Origin of the sequence: Nonomuraea turkmeniaca (assembly GCF_005889735.1) — a bacterium.
In the GTDB taxonomy this organism is placed as follows: Bacteria; Actinomycetota; Actinomycetes; order Streptosporangiales; family Streptosporangiaceae; genus Nonomuraea; species Nonomuraea turkmeniaca.
Genome location: NZ_VCKY01000260.1, coordinates 1 through 14,457 on the forward strand (window position 1 = coordinate 1; position 14,457 = coordinate 14,457).

The window sequence follows — 14,457 nt, forward strand, 5'->3', positions numbered from 1 at the left end:
GCCCCCGACTCGTCGTCCAGGACGGCAGTGGTGGCGGGCATGCTGGGGCTGGTGGCCGCGATGGCGATCTGGGTGCTGGCGACGCATCGCGTAACCGGAAGGGATTCAACCTAGCAAGCGCTTGTGTGATACTCCGGCTATGACGCATGCGATCGAGGGCTGGTTCGCCGTCGACGCCGACGGGGTCTTCCTGCTGGGCACCCGGTGCTCGGCCTGCGGCACCGTCTGCTTCCCTCCCCGGCACGGGTTCTGTCCCAATCCTCGGTGCGAGGGCGAGGAGATGGAGGTGACCAGGCTGCCGCGGCGCGGGCGCGTCTGGTCGTACACGAACGCCTGTTATCCGCCGCCGGCGCCGTTCGTGGCGGCACAGCCGTACGAGCCGGTGACGCTCGCCGCGGTGGAGCTCGACGGCGCGGGCATCGTGGTGCTCGGGCAGGTCGCCGGGCTCACGGTGGATCAGCTGGAGGTCGGGATGGAGCTGGAGCTCACCAGCGGGCCGCTGGCCGACGGACCGCTGGTGTGGATGTGGAGGCGGGCGTCATGAGGGTGGTGGTGCTGGGCACGGGCATGCATCCGTGGGGCAAGTGGGGCCGGCCGTTCCTGGAGTACGGTGTCGCGGCCGCCCGCACGGCTCTGCGCGACGCCGGGATCGTGTGGACGGACGTGCAGTACGTGGTCGGGGCGGACACGATCAGGAACGGCTACCCGGGCTTCATCGCCGGAGCCTCCTACGCCCAGGCTCTCGGCTGGACCGGGGCCCGCATCGCCTCCTGCTACGCCGCCTGCGCGTCGGGAGCGCAGGCGCTGGACATCGCCCGTACCCGGATCCTGGCCGGCCTCTGCGACGTCGCCCTCGTCATCGGGGCGGACTCGACCCCGAAGGGCTTCTTCAAGCCGGTCGGCGGCGATCGCCCGGACGACCCCGACTGGCTGAGGTTCCGCCTCCTGGGCGCCACCAATCCCGCCTATTTCGGCCTCTATGCGCGCAGACGGATGGCCCTGTACGGCTCCACGCCCGCCGATTTCGCCGCCGTCAAGGTCAAGAACGCCCGCGCCGGATCGCTCAACCCCATGGCCCGCTACCGCAAGGCCGTCACCGTCGAGGAGGTGCTGGCCTCGCCCATGGTGGCCGACCCGCTGCGCCTCATGGACATCTGCGCCACCTCGGACGGGGGCGCGGCGGTGGTGCTGGCCTCGGAGTCGTACGCCCGCCGCCGTGGCGTCCAGGACCTCGTCTTCCTGTCCGCCGTCTCCACCGTCACGCCCACCTTCCCCAACATGGTCCTGGAGTTGCCGAACTTCGCCACCGACTCCAGCGCCGCCGTACCGGCGCCGGAGAGACCGTTCAGGGCGGCGATCGCCGCTGCGGCGTACGAGGAGGCCGGGGTGGGGCCGGAGGACCTGTCACTGGCCGAGGTGTACGACCTGTCGACGGCGCTGGAACTGGACTGGATGGAGGACATCGGGCTGTGCCCGCCCGGGGAGGCGGACAAGCTGCTCCGCTCCGGCGAAACGGCGCTGGGCGGCCGTATCCCGGTGAACCCGTCAGGCGGCCTGGCCTCCTTCGGCGAGGCGATCCCCGCCCAGGCCATCGCCCAGCTGTGCGAGCTGACCACCCAGCTCCGCGGCCGGGCCGGCCACCGCCAGGTGCCCGCCCCCCGCGCCGCTCTGGCCGCCAACCAGGGCCTCTTCGGCCACGGCTCCGCCCTCGTCGCCACCAGATGACCGGGGACGGCGGCGCGCCGAGCGGGTGCGGGAGCGCGAAGGCCCTCCGAAGGTGTCGGAGGGCCTGGCGCCAGCGGGGTGGTCAGCCGATGTGGACCACGTCGTGCGTCTCGGCGAAGTGGCAGGCGCTTTCGTGCCCGGTCCCCGGCCGAATCTGCAACAACGGCTCCTCCTCGGCGCAGATCTCCTGCGCCTTCCAGCACCGCGTACGGAACCGGCACCCCGACGGCGGGTTGGCCGGCGACGGCGGGTCGCCCTGGAGGATGATCCGCTCCCGCTGCTCCCGCCCCTCCGGGTCGGGGACGGGCACGGCGGACAGCAGCGCCTGCGTGTACGGATGCGCCGGCTTGTCGTAGATCTCGGTGTCCTTACCGAGCTCCACGAACTTGCCCAGGTACATGACCCCGACCCGGTCGGAGATGTGCCGGACCACCGACAGGTCGTGCGCGATGAAGATGTACGCCAGGTGGAACTCGTTCTGCAGCCGCTCCAGCAGGTTGATCACCTGCGCCTGGATCGACACGTCCAACGCGGACACCGGCTCGTCGCAGACGATGATCTCAGGCTGCAGCGCCAGCCCTCGGGCGATCCCGATGCGCTGCCGCTGGCCGCCCGAGAACTGGTGCGGGTACCGGTTGATGTGATCGGGATTGAGCCCGACCACCTCAAGCAGGTCCTGCACCTTCTTGCGGCGATCACCCTTCGGCGCCACCTCGGTGTGGATCTCGTACGGCTCCCCGACGATGTCACCCACGGTCATCCGCGGGTTCAGCGAGGTGTACGGGTCCTGCATCACCATCTGGATGTTGCGGCGCATGCGCTTGAGCTCGGCGCCCTTGGCCCGGCCGATGTCCCGGCCGTTGATCTTCACCGAGCCCGAGGTCGGCCGCTCCAGCGCCATCAGCACCTTGGCCAGGGTGGACTTGCCGCAGCCCGACTCGCCCACGATGCCCAGCGTCTCGCCCCTGTGCAGGTCGAACGAGACCCCGTCGACGGCCTTGATGGCGCCGATCTGCCGCTTGAAGAGGATGCCCTGGTTCAGCGGGAAGTGCTTCACCAGGTCGCGCACCTCGAGGATGCGGTCACTGCTCGCCATCGAGGACCTCCCTCCAGTAGTGGCAGGCGCTGCCGCGCCAGCCGCTGATCTGATAGAGCGGGGGGCTGTCGGTCACGCAGTTGTCCTGCCGGTAGGGGCACCGGGGGTGGAACGCGCAGCCGGTCGGCAGTTCGAGCAGGTTGGGCGGCAGCCCCTTGATGGCGTACAGGTCCTGGCCCTTGAGGTCGACCCGGGGGATCGACTCCAGCAGCCCCTTCGTGTACGGGTGCGCGGGAGCGCGGTAGATGTCGTGGACGGGGGCGTTCTCCACGATGCGCCCCGCGTACATGACGGCGATCTTGTCGGCCACGTCCGCGACCACGCCCAGATCGTGCGTGATCAGGATGAGACCCATCTGGCTTTCGCGCTGCAGGTCGGCCAGCAGCTCCATGATCTGCGCCTGGACCGTCACGTCGAGCGCCGTGGTCGGCTCGTCGGCGATCAGCACCTCGGGGTCAAGCGCGATCGACATCGCGATCATGATGCGCTGCCGCATACCGCCGGAGAACTGGTGCGGGTAGTCGTTGACGCGCTGCCTGGCGGCCGGGATGCGGACGCGGTCCATCAGCTCGACGGCCTTCTTCATGCCGTCGCTCTTGGACATGCCGCGGTGCACCCGGAACATCTCGCTGATCTGCCAGCCCACGGTGAACACCGGGTTGAGCGCCGAGAGCGCGTCCTGGAAGATCATCGCGATGCGCTGGCCACGCACCTGCGTACGGGCCTCTTCCGACAACTTCAGCAGGTCGGTGCCCCTGAAGCGGATCTCCCCCTTGGGGATGACCGCGGGCGGCATGTCCAGGATGCCCATGATGGCCTGGGCCGTCACGGACTTGCCCGAACCCGACTCGCCCAGCACCGCCAGCGTCTCGCCGGGGTTGACCGTGTAACTCACGCCGTTCACGGCCCGCACGACGCCGGCACGCGTACGGAACTCCACGTGCAGGTTGTCGACGGCGAGCAGCGGGTGGTCGCCGTGCCCTCCCTCGGCCGGCAACACATCCGGTGACGTTCTCTTCACTTGATCCCCCCTTCTACCTGAGCTTCGGGTCGAGCGCGTCGCGCACGGCATCGCCCAGCATGATGAACGCGAGCACGGTGACGCTCAGGAACACGGCCGGGAAGATCAGCGGCAGCGGCGCCTCGAGGAACCTGCGCTGCGCGTCCGCGATCATCAGGCCCCAGGAGATCTCCGGCGGCTGCACGCCCACGCCCAGGTAGGACAGCGCGGCCTCGGCCGCGATGAACCCGCCGAGGTTGATCGTCGCGACGACGATCACCGGGGCGAGCGCGTTCGGCAGCAGGTGTCTGAACATGATCCGCGCGGAACCCGCGCCGAGCGCTCTGGCCGCGATCACGAAGTCCTGCGACTTGGCGGTGATGACCGCCGCCCGCATGATCCGGAACGTCATCGGCCAACCCAGGAGGGTCAGTGAGATGACCACCAGCCAGATGCCCAGCCCGCTGCCGCGGAAGGTCGAGCCGATGAGCAGCGCGCCCAGGATGCTGGGGATGGCGAAGAAGATCTCGGTGATGCGCGAGGCCACGGTGTCCGTGGCGCCGCCGAAGAAGCCGGCGATCAGGCCCAGCAGACCACCGATGATCGCCGCGAAGACCGAGGTGCTGATGCCGATCACCAGCGAGTTCGCCGCGCCGTAGATGGTGCGGGCGTACAGGTCGCAGCCCAGGTTGTCGCGGCCGAACGGGTGCCCGGCGCTGGGCAGCTGCCTGGCGGTGGCCAGCTCGCAGGTCCTCGCGTTGAACGGGTCGATCGAGCTGAACAGCGACGGCCAGATCGCCATCACCACCAGCACGGCGATGATGCAGCACGACGCGATGAAGATGGGCCTGCGCCGCAGGTCGCGCCAGGCGTCCGTCCACAGGCTGGCCGGCTTGGAGGACTTGGACACCTCCTTCGGCGGCGTTTCGACTTCCTCTGGGGCGAATACCGGCCCGCCCGGCCGAATGTCACTCATAGCGGATCCTCGGGTCGAGCACTGCGTACATCACGTCGACGACCAGGTTGGCCAGGATGTAGATCAGCACCAGGATGGTCACGATGCCGACGACCACCGGCTGCTCTCGGAGATAGACCGAGTCGAACAACTGGAGGCCGATGCCCGGCAGGTTGAAGATTCGCTCGGTGATGACCGCGCCGCCCATGAGGTTGCCCAGGTCCGCGCCCAAGAACGTGATGAGCGGGATCAGCGCGTTGCGCAGAGCATGCCTGCCGACGACGCGCCGCCGCGACAGCCCTTTGGCGGTGGCTGTTCTGATGAAGTCGGCCCGCAATGTCTCGGCCAGGCTGGTCCTGGTGAGACGGGTGAGATAGGCGATCGACACTCCGGCGAGCACGAAGCCGGGCAGCAGGTAGCTGCGCAGGCCGTTGCTGATGCCCGCGATCGGGAAGATGTCAAGCCCTGTCCACTGCTTGAGCTTCACTCCCAGAATGAACTGCAGGATGAAGCCGGACACCAGGGTCGGCACCGAGATCAGCAGCAGCGTCGAGGCGAGGATCATGGTGTCGGTCGCCTTGCCGCGGCGCAGCGCCGCCCACAGGCCCAGGCCGACGCCGATGAACGCCTCGATCAGCAGTGCGGTGACCGCGAGGTTCAGCGTGACCTGGAACTTGCCGGCCATGATCTGGGACACGGGCACCTGGGCGAAGGTGACGCCGAAGTCAAACCGGAAAAGCACGCCGCTGATGTAGTGCCAGTATTGGAGCAACAGCGGATCATTGAGGTGATACTGCTCGCGAAGGATCGCGACGATGTTGGGGTCCGCCCGCTTCTCGCCCGCCAGCGCCGCGATGGGGTCACCGGGCAGCGCGAAGACGATGGCGAAGATGAGCAGGGTGGCACCCAACAACACGGGGATCGACTGGAGCAGACGTCTGATGATGTAACGGCCCATTTAAGCCTCCCGTACATGCGAAGAAGGCCACCCCCTCGACCATATTGGTTCCGGCCGGGGAGCCGCCTCCTCCGCTAACCCCTGGAGGGGCGGGCGCGGCGCCCGCGCCCGCCCCCGGGAACGACCGTCAGGCCTTCTCGACGTCGGCCCACTCAATCTGGTTCAGCAGATTGATCTTGACGTTCTTGACACTGGTGGAGTAGCCGGAGTTGTTCCGGTAGAAGTACACGGGGATGTACGGCAGTTCTTCATTCAGGATGTCGTCGGCCTGCTGGTAGAACTTCAGACCCTCTTCGACCGTGGCGGCCTGGTCACCCTGGGCGATCAGGTCGTCGAACTTCTTGTTGGAGTAGCCACCGTAGTTCGACCCGGTCTGGATGGCGCCGGTGCTGAAGATCGGCGACAGGTAGTTCTCCGCCGACGGGTAGTCGATGGCCCAGCCCATACGGAACAGGCCCTTGTACGTCTTGGCGTCCAGCTCGTCCAGGATGCTGGCGAACTTCTCGAAGGGCTTGGCCTGCGCTTCGATGCCCAGGTTGGAGCGGAGGTTGTTGGCCACCGCCTCCATCCACTCCTTGTGGCCGCCGTCCGCGTTGTAGCCGAGCTCAAGCGTCTTGGGGCCGCCGGCGGCCTCGTACAGCTTCTTGGCCTCGGCCGGGTTGTACGTGCAGGCCTTGCAGGCGCCCTGGCGGTAGCCCGCGATGGCCGGGTTGATGAAGTCGTCGGCCGGCGCGCGAGTGCCGGAGAAGACGGTCTCGGCGATGGTCTTCCTGTCGATGGCCATCGAGATGGCCTTGCGGACGTCGACCTTGTTCAGCTCGGGGTTGTACTTGAGCGGAACGCCGATGTAGCCGACGCCGGCGTCGGGCTGGTCCTGGTACCGCTCGCCGAGGGTGCTCTTGGCCGTGGAGATGGCGGCCGGGCTGAGCGAGTCGTGGATGTCCAGGTTGTTGGCCTGGAGGTCGTTGAACGCGACGTCCGAGTCGGTGTAGAGCTTGAACTGGAGCTTGGTCCAGTTCTTCGGCTTCGTACCCGGGTACTTGTCGTAGACCGTCATGTCGATGGTCTGGTCGGTGCCCTTCTTATAGGGCTTGTCCATCTTGAACATGCCCTGGCCGATGGGCTGCTCGCCGTACGCCTGCGTCACCTTGCCGTCGGGGCCGAAGGCGGCCTTGGGCAGCGGGTAGAAGGCGGTGTAGCCGAGCATGACCTTGAACTGCGAGAACGGCGCCGTGAGGGTGACCTTCAGCGTCGTGTCGTCGACGGCCTCCAGGCCCTTCATGGTCTTGGTGGTGACCGGCTTGCCCTCGCCCGGGTTCAGGTCGGCGAAGCCGTCGACGCGGCCGAAGAAGTAGCCGGCGCTCTGGGCGTTCTCCTGGTTGGCCGCGTAGTTCCACGCGTCCACGTAGTTCTGGGCGATGAGGGGCTCGCCGTTGTGCCAGGTGTATCCGGACTTGAGCTTGATCGTCCAGACCTTCTGGTCATCACTGGTGATCGACTCGGCCGCGGCCTCAACAGCGTTCTTGTTCTCGTCGTAGTTGACGAGGGGCTCGAAAAGCGCGGCGAGGGTCTCAGAGCCCTCGGACTCAGTGGTGTTCGACGGCACCAGGAGCTCCTGGGGCTCACCGAGCTCCATGCGGACCGGCGTTTCTGCGGAGCCGCCACCCGCGGCAGTGCCGCCGTTGTCCGAGGCACCGCCGCCACACGCGGCAACCGCGAGGGCGAGCAGCGCGGTACCGGCGACGATCTGTGCGCCCTTAGTAACACGCATGGTGAAAGAAATTCCTCCCTCTACAGTGGGCGTACAGCACTGAGCTGCGGCGATGTGAGCAGCCTGACGGGAGAGGCCTGGTATCTCCCCCGGGTTTGGCCGACATGGTCATGCCAGCTGAACGCCCTGCCAGTCGATCGCGACTATCTCTTACTACTTGCCACCAGCGAGTCTCTGGCGCGTTGCAGTTCGGTCACACGTATGCCTATCCAACGTCACAGACATTCCGTGCGATCAGTACTAAAGCGTACAAACCACCAACAACCGGTCAAGTCAGGACATGAACAGTCGATGAAAAATACCCCCTACAAGACGGTGCTCGCGCCCTTGCCACCACACCGCGCCGCCCTGGGCTACGGTTGAGCAGGTCTTGACGGCGCCTTGGAACCCCGCGCCCCAAGACTCCGTCCAACTGACTGTCGCCGTCCCGTGCGACAGGCACCCCACCGACCGGGATCCAATAGAGTCCTTGCCATGAGCCAGCCGGAATCCGCTGTCGCGGACGCCCAGGCGGGCGGCCGAAGCGGGCAGGAGCCGCTGGCCAAGCTCGCCAAGCGATATGGGCTTCGCCGTGCCATCGCGCGGCCGAGGTTCCCTGTCTACCTGCGCCAGCTGTGGGAGCGGCGACACTTCATCCTGACGTACGCGACCTCACGCAACGTCTCGAAATACTCCAGCTCGGCCCTGGGCCAGCTGTGGCAGGTGCTCACGCCGCTCCTGAACGCCGCCATCTACTTCGTGATGTTCGGCGTCATCCTGGGTGGCAGCAAGGACATCATCAACTACCCGGCGTTCCTGCTGACCGGGATGTTCGTCTTCACCTACACGCAGCGGACCATCACTGCGGGCGCCAAGTCGATCTCGGGCAACCTCTCGATGATCCGGGCCCTGCACTTCCCCCGCGCCTCGCTGCCGCTGGCGTACACGATCCAGGAGCTCCAGCAGCTCGCCATCTCGATGGGCGTGCTCCTCGCTCTCGTGGTCGCCACTCAGGAATGGCCGACCTGGTACTGGCTCATGATCCCGGTCGTGCTGCTCCTCCAGACGATGTTCAACATCGGGGCAGGCCTGGTGATCGCCCGGCTCGGAGCCACGATGCGCGACCTCAACCAGTTGCTGCCGTTCATCACGCGCACCTGGCTCTACGCCTCCGGCGTCTTCTTCTCCATTCAGGACAAGGTGGTGAAGTCCGCAGAGCTGCCGCAGTGGGTCGCCAACGTGATGTATCTCAACCCGGCCGCGTCCTACATCGAGTGGATGCGCGAGATCCTGATCAAGACCTACCGCCCCGAGTTCGGCCACCACCCCCCGACAATGGTGTGGGTGTCTTGCGTATTCTGGGCGGTGTTCGCTCTCGGCTTCGGTTTCTGGTACTTCTGGCGAGCCGAGGAGAGGTACGGGCGTGGCTGAATTGACCAAGGAGCTTTCACAGGTGAACGGCGAGAAGCCCGCCGTCCCCGGCAAGGATGTGAGGGTGCATCCCAACCCGGAGCCCTCGGGCAAGCGGCCGCTCGACGTCCCCACGGGCACTCCGACCGTCATCGTCGACGACCTCCACATCGTCTACCGCGTCTACGGCGCGGCGTCGGACAACGAGAAGGGCAACGCGGTCAACGCCCTCACGCGCCTCCTGAGGCGCCAGGGGCGTCCGCAGATGAAAGAGGTCCACGCGGTCAAGGGCGTCACGTTCGTGGCCTACCACGGCGACGCCATCGGCATCGTGGGCCGCAACGGGTCGGGCAAGTCCACGCTGCTGCGTGCGATCGCGGGCCTGCTGCCGCCGCACAAGGGCGCCGTCTACACCGACGGCCAGCCCTCGCTGCTGGGCGTCAACGCCGCCCTCATGCGCGAGCTGACCGGCGAGCGCAACATCGTGCTCGGCTGCTACGCCATGGGCATGACCCCGGCCGAGGTCCGGGAGAAATACCAGGAGATCGTCGACTTCTCCGGCATCGATGAGTTCGTCCAGCTGCCCATGTCCACCTACTCCTCCGGCATGGGCGCCCGCCTGCGCTTCGCCATCTCCTCCGCCAAGACCCACGACGTCCTGCTCATCGACGAGGCCCTGGCCACCGGCGACCGCGAGTTCCGCAAGAAGAGCGAAGAGCGCATCCGCCAGATCCGGGAGTCCGCCGGCACCGTCTTCCTCGTGGCCCACGACCTCAAGGTCATCGAGGAGACCTGTAACCGCGTGATCTGGCTGCACAAGGGCAAGATCAAAATGGACGGCGACCCGAAGGAAGTCATCTCCGCCTACAACAAGGGCTGATCCCAACCCATTTGATCTATGACGCGGTGCCGTGGCCTCCCACGCCGCACTTCGGCCGGCCCCGAGACTCGTCTCTTACGCGCCGCCGCGGCCGTAACGACGCCGATCCATTACGCGCTGCCGCGGCCTCCCACCCGCCGCACTTCGGCTGAGGGCCCTCCAGGGAAACGGCCTCTGACCCTTCACCGGCCGAGCGCCGTTACGCGAGCCGACGTTGACCAGGTCCGTGGGCTTGCTGGACTCGCGCACGCTTTCGATCTTGTGTGCGAAACCAGCGCGACTGCTGTGGCGAATGACTGACAGCGAGCCACCAGTTCCGGTAGGATTCGAACGTCGTTTCGAACCTAGGACCGGTGATGGAGTGGGGACGCGCGATGGGAGAACTTTCGGCCGCGATCGACCACCTGGCCACCGAGGACGTGTCCGAGATTCCCCGGATGCGGCTCGCTGAGCAGCTCATCGAGCTGCACTGGCAGATGGCCAGACTGCAAGCACAAATAGCCCGCCGCACAGGCGTCCGCCTACCCTGACACGCAAGGATCCGGGAGGTCGGAGCCATGGGCGGGTAGGGCATCGAGCCCGTGGGCGAGCAAGGTCTCTGGAGCCGTAGGTGGCCCACACCTCCGGCCGTAAGCGGATGACACACTTCAGCCGTAGGGGGTCAAGAATGCGCTCCGTATCGGCGGCCCCGCCGGTGAAGGGTCAGAGGCCGTTCCCTGGAGGGCCCTCAGCCGAAGTGCGGCGGGTGGGAGGCCACGGCAGCGCGTAAAGGATGGGTGGCGTCAGGGCCACGGCAGCGCGTAGAGGATGGGCGTCGTAAGAGCCACGGCAGCGCGTAGAGGATAGGTGGCGTCAGGGCCACGGCGGCGCGTGGAGGAACCGCGCGTAAGAGATCAGATGGATGTCGGGTTGGTGTGCCGCGCCGCCGCCCTGCAGTGTAAGAACGGCGCGGCACACGTAACCCCTGTCGGCGTGGCCTAGGAATTCACGCCGTTGGGCACCGCTAGCGTTCGGAACGAGCTGCCACCACCACGACCGGTTCGTGGGCGTCGGCACCTGTGACGCCCGCGAACCGCCATGCCGGCTCTCGGCGAGCCGCGTTCTCCGCTTTCATCTCGCGTCTACTCGTGAACCCAGGAGTCCCGCACCGAGCTGGTCAGCGCGCTGGAGGTCCACCCGAGGGCGGTCATCAGGTCGCTGTAGGCGCCGGTGGCCGCGGTCCCCTTGGCGGAGACGGCGCCGGAGGCCTCCTCGACCAGCGGGGTGAGCTCGTCCATGGTGGCCGTCTGAGTCGTGCCCGGCAGCGCCTCTACGACCGGGGCGACCTCGGCGGGAGCGACCCGCCCGACCATCGGGGACACCTCGCCCTGCGTGAGGCTGGGCAGCGCGTTCTTGGCCGCCTGGCCGACGCGCGCCAGCATGGATTCGCTGGTCAGGGACTCGAAGCCCTTGGTGGCGCTGCTCATGGTGTCGGCGGCGGCGATGCTGGAGCCCGTCGCGGTCGCACCGGTGTCGGCCAGCAGGCCGGTGCCGGACAGCTTGGTCACGGCACCCTGGACGTAGGAGTCGACCATGCCGCCCACGGACCCGAAGGTGTCGCGCGCGGTCCTGCCGGCGGTGACCGGCTCGCTCTGGCGCTGCCTGGCGGTCTTGGCGGACGGAGTGGCCGGCTTTGCGAAACGGGCCGCGCCCGACAGGACGGGCAGCGACTCGGTCAGGCCGCCGCCGCCGAGCGGAAGCTGACTGACGATGGGCGACAGCTCGGGCAACGGCCCGCCGAGGCGGGTGACGTCCTCGGCCGCGTTGGGATCGGCGCCCGCGCGGCTCCTGCCCTGCGCCGCTATGACGGCGTCGCGCTCGGCCTCGGTCATCCGGCCGCTGGAGGTCGCCGGCGCGGCGTCAGCGGACTTGGGCTTGGCGATGCCGCCCAGCAGCCCGCCGAGCAGACCGCCGCCGGTGACGCCGCTCAGGAGACCGCCGAGCGGACTGCCTGCTAGGTTGGCGCCCTCGCCCAGGCCATCGGTGGGAGCGTACCTGGCGGTGTTGTATTGGACTTCCGCTTGAGCTGGCACGGCCAAAGCCGCCGCCAAGCCGAATGCTGTGACGGCGACCGCCGCCTTGACTACTCGATTCATGATTGCCTTCCCGGCTCGTGATCGATCGCTCTCGAATGCGGTGGAAATGCGAATCGATAACCCCCGTATGCCGCGTCGTGCACGCTATGGGCACCACACGAAGCGTGGCGTCGCGGCTGAGCTACGCAAGCAGTTCTATCACTCGCTGTGATCGACCGCAGGCGCATGAATGCCCATGTAGCAGGGGTTTGCAGCCTGGTTACCGAGTAAAGGGGCGGCGTTGATAGGGAAGACAAAACGGAAATAGGCGGGTCTTGTTTCCGATACAGCGCAGGCGATTGGGGGCGTCCGCAGGAAGCAGCAGAGCACCCCTCCGGCCCGTGCACAATGGGTCGTGAAAACAATTGTGCCGGGCAGGAGGGGTGCAGATTTTCCGGTCAGTGGACGCGCTGGACCTGTCAGGCCGGCAGCAGTGCTTCGGCCGGCTCGAAGGGAAAACGCTCGGCGAAGGCCGGGCGCAGATCGGTCAGCCAGACCGCCGTCGGGTCGTAGCGCGCGAAGAACGGCCGCCCCACCAGCGAGGGGTCGCGCGCCTGAATGAAGTGGAGCATGAAGACCTGCTCCCCGGCGATTTCCGTGACACCGTCGACGCATACCTTGCCTGGCGTGGCAGACATGGACGGGCCCCGGACCGTACGGCAGAGCCCGGACACCGTCGAGTAAGCGTCCCTGAAGATCTCATAGGCGCGAACCAATGGAACGGCGAAGTAATCCTGCGGCCCGGTGTCGCGCTCGATGAACATGTAGTAGGGGATCATCCCCATCCTGTGCTGCTGCCGCCACATGGAGGACCACACGGCGGGATCGTCGTTGATGGACCTGATCAGCGGCGCCTGGGTCCTGATCGTGGCACCGCTGCCGATAATGCGCTTGACCGCTGATTCGACCAGCGGCGACTCCAGCTCGCGCGGGTGCGTGAAGTGGGCCATGAACGCGAGGTTCTTGCCCGCGTTCACCACCTCTTCGAACAGGCCGAGCGTGGCATCCGCGTCGGGATCGGTGATGAAACGCTGCGGCCAGTAGGCCAGCGCCTTGGTGCCGATCCTGATGGACTCCAGTTGCTCCAGATCGAGCAGCGGCTCGATATATCGCCGGATGACGGGCTCACCCATGATCATGGCGTCGCCACCGGTGATCAGGACGCTGGTGACCTCGGGATGCCGGCGAATGTAGCTGACCATCTGGCCGATGTCGTCGGAGGCGAACTTCAGGTCCGCGTCACCGACGAACTGCGCCCATCGAAAGCAGTAGGTGCAGTACGCGTGACAGGTCTGCCCCTGCTTGGGGAAGAACAGCACGGTTTCGTGATATTTGTGCTGCATGCCCGGCACAGGCTCGTCGTCCATCTTCGGGACGTTGAGCTCCTTCTGGCCGGCGGGGTGTGGGTTGAGCTGGGCGCGTACCCGATTCGCTTCGGCCTGGATCTCGGCGTTGGGCGCTTCGGCCTTCAGCAGATCGGCCAGCCTGGCGACGTCGGCAGCGGGCAGCATGTCCTCCTGCGGGAAGACGAGCCGGTAGATGGGGTCGTCGGGCGCTGCCGACCAATCTATGAGTTCATCCACGACGTAGGCGTTCGTCCGGAACGGCAGCACCGTGGCCACGGCGCGGACCTTCAGCCGCTCCTCATCGCCGAGCCCCGCCCGCTGGAGGAGCTCGTCGAGATGCTTGGACGTGTACGCCTTGAAGCGCCGCGTGCCAGCTTGGTTCAAGATCACTAGGCCTTTCCCATCTTTTTTGTTCGATCGGGTGTAAACCTCACGACCCTGTCGCGCGTCTACGGTTCTTAATACCCGGACGCTCCTCGGCGCGTCAGCGGTTCCGCTGGCCTCCAAGTTTTCCCTCAGGTTCACGGAAATGATCAACAATCGGTTCACGGCACTCGCGACATATCGCGAATGGGCTTACACTGATTTTTCGTGACCGACGATCCGGACCTGCGCGCCTCGGACACCGACCGCGACCGCGTGGCCGCGGTGTTGAGCGAGGCGCTCGCCACAGGAAGACTGACCAGCGTCGAGCACGCGGACCGCCTGGACATCGCCTACACGGCGAAGACGGTCGGCGAGCTCGTCCCTCTGACCCGGGACCTGCCCGAGGTGTCCACGTCCAGCGTGCCCGCCACCATCGAGCGGCAGGTGATCGACTCGAAGTTCAGCAAGATCGTGCGAAAGGGCCGCTGGGTGGCGTCCCGCAACACCACGCTCACCGCGCGCTTCGGGGCGCTCATCATCGACCTGTCCGACGCCGTGCTGCCCGGACGGGAGATCACGATCGAGACGAACGCCTGGTTCAGCAAGCTCATCGTACGTGTTCCGGACAATGCCCACGTCATCGACGAGGGCGGATCGATGTTCGGCAAGCGCAGCGTGACGGGCGGATCCCATGCCGACGGGCCGTTGATCCGGGTGACGGGGAAGTCGAAGTTCTCGAAGGTGATCGTGTCCCGAGGTAAGGACGACTGGAACCTGCATTAAGACCCAGCTTTCACGCACTGCCGCCCCCACCCGCCGCACATGGCCGAAGTCCTCAGAACACCCATCCCTTACGC

Annotated in this window: 13 protein-coding genes; 6 read left to right on the forward strand and 7 right to left on the reverse strand. The window is 66.8% G+C overall.

The window, feature by feature from the left end:
- Positions 1-139: 139 nt before the first annotated feature.
- Positions 140-544 carry a Zn-ribbon domain-containing OB-fold protein gene (locus ETD86_RS45475; protein ID WP_138672843.1) on the forward strand — a complete coding sequence of 135 codons (405 nt, stop codon included), beginning with the start codon at positions 140-142 and terminating at the stop codon, positions 542-544.
- Positions 541-1,725, forward strand: a complete 1,185-nt coding sequence (locus ETD86_RS45480; RefSeq protein WP_138672844.1) for a lipid-transfer protein — start codon at positions 541-543, stop codon at positions 1,723-1,725. The genes ETD86_RS45475 and ETD86_RS45480 overlap by 4 nt, the downstream gene beginning before the upstream one ends.
- A gap of 82 nt (positions 1,726-1,807) precedes the next feature.
- Here ETD86_RS45480 and ETD86_RS45485 read toward each other — a convergent pair whose 3' ends face one another.
- The 5 genes from ETD86_RS45485 to ETD86_RS45505 all read right to left on the reverse strand — a co-directional run bounded on the left by ETD86_RS45485 (position 1,808) and on the right by ETD86_RS45505 (position 7,505).
- On the reverse strand, positions 1,808-2,821 hold the full coding sequence (locus ETD86_RS45485) for an ABC transporter ATP-binding protein (protein WP_138672845.1): 1,014 nt from the start codon (positions 2,819-2,821) through the stop codon (positions 1,808-1,810).
- Positions 2,808-3,842 (reverse strand): ABC transporter ATP-binding protein, encoded by a 1,035-nt coding sequence (locus ETD86_RS45490; RefSeq protein WP_138672846.1) that lies wholly within the window; start codon positions 3,840-3,842, stop codon positions 2,808-2,810. Before ETD86_RS45490 ends, ETD86_RS45485 begins: the two co-directional genes overlap by 14 nt.
- Positions 3,843-3,855: 13 nt before the next feature.
- The gene (locus ETD86_RS45495) at positions 3,856-4,797 is read right to left on the reverse strand and encodes an ABC transporter permease (RefSeq protein ID WP_138672847.1); all 942 of its coding nucleotides are present in this window, start codon (positions 4,795-4,797) and stop codon (positions 3,856-3,858) included.
- On the reverse strand, positions 4,790-5,734 hold the full coding sequence (locus tag ETD86_RS45500; RefSeq protein ID WP_138672848.1) for an ABC transporter permease: 945 nt from the start codon (positions 5,732-5,734) through the stop codon (positions 4,790-4,792). The genes ETD86_RS45495 and ETD86_RS45500 overlap by 8 nt, the downstream gene beginning before the upstream one ends.
- A gap of 127 nt (positions 5,735-5,861) precedes the next feature.
- Entirely contained in the window at positions 5,862-7,505 is a 1,644-nt protein-coding gene (locus ETD86_RS45505) for a peptide ABC transporter substrate-binding protein (RefSeq protein WP_170223626.1), read from the reverse strand.
- A gap of 474 nt (positions 7,506-7,979) precedes the next feature.
- Here ETD86_RS45505 and ETD86_RS45510 point away from each other — a divergent pair, with 474 nt between their 5' ends.
- The 3 genes from ETD86_RS45510 (at position 7,980) to ETD86_RS56100 (ending at position 10,304) form a co-directional block, all read left to right on the forward strand.
- A complete protein-coding gene (locus ETD86_RS45510) occupies positions 7,980-8,915 on the forward strand; it encodes an ABC transporter permease (protein WP_138672849.1) in 936 nt (311 codons plus the stop codon).
- Positions 8,908-9,774 (forward strand): ABC transporter ATP-binding protein, encoded by an 867-nt coding sequence (locus ETD86_RS45515; protein WP_211370722.1) that lies wholly within the window; start codon positions 8,908-8,910, stop codon positions 9,772-9,774. Before ETD86_RS45510 ends, ETD86_RS45515 begins: the two co-directional genes overlap by 8 nt.
- Before the next feature lie 374 nt (positions 9,775-10,148).
- Entirely contained in the window at positions 10,149-10,304 is a 156-nt protein-coding gene (locus ETD86_RS56100) for a hypothetical protein (RefSeq protein WP_170223625.1), read from the forward strand.
- Between the two features lie 591 nt (positions 10,305-10,895).
- Here the strand turns inward: ETD86_RS56100 and ETD86_RS45520 are convergent.
- Positions 10,896-11,909: a hypothetical protein gene (locus ETD86_RS45520; RefSeq protein ID WP_138672850.1), complete on the reverse strand. Its 1,014-nt coding sequence runs from the start codon at positions 11,907-11,909 to the stop codon at positions 10,896-10,898.
- 398 nt (positions 11,910-12,307) lie between these two features.
- On the reverse strand, positions 12,308-13,624 hold the full coding sequence (locus ETD86_RS45525) for a KamA family radical SAM protein (protein WP_138672851.1): 1,317 nt from the start codon (positions 13,622-13,624) through the stop codon (positions 12,308-12,310).
- A gap of 201 nt (positions 13,625-13,825) precedes the next feature.
- On the opposite strand from ETD86_RS45525, the gene ETD86_RS45530 reads away from it, so the two are divergent.
- Positions 13,826-14,383 (forward strand): DUF1707 SHOCT-like domain-containing protein, encoded by a 558-nt coding sequence (locus tag ETD86_RS45530; RefSeq protein WP_246149286.1) that lies wholly within the window; start codon positions 13,826-13,828, stop codon positions 14,381-14,383.
- The last annotated feature ends 74 nt before the right edge of the window (positions 14,384-14,457 follow it).